Annotated in this window: 1 pseudogene; it reads left to right on the forward strand. The window is 81.5% G+C overall.

The features are described from left to right. Nucleotides 1–260, forward strand: a pseudogene (locus GT030_RS15925) (transcriptional activator protein); the annotation flags it as partial.

A 260-nucleotide genomic window follows, 5' to 3' on the forward strand; every position in this document is an offset into this window, starting at 1 on the left:
GGGCCACCGCGCTGCCCGTCGCCCTGGCCCGCTGCACCGACCCGGAGAGCGGGGCGGTGCGCTGGGCGCCGGGCAGCGGCCTGCGTCCGCGCGAGGCAGTGCTGGAGGCGCTGCGCGATCTGCTCGGCGCGGAGCAGATGCGGCGGGCCGGTGCCGAGCCGGACCTCGGCGACCCGCTGTGGGCCGACCTGGAGGCGGCGGCGCTGGTCCCCGGGGGCGAGCCGGTGCCCTTGCGGGCCGACGGGACCGACTGGGCCGGG

Source organism: Streptomyces sp. SID1328 (genome assembly GCF_009865595.1).
Classification (GTDB): domain Bacteria; phylum Actinomycetota; class Actinomycetes; order Streptomycetales; family Streptomycetaceae; genus Streptomyces; species Streptomyces griseoluteus.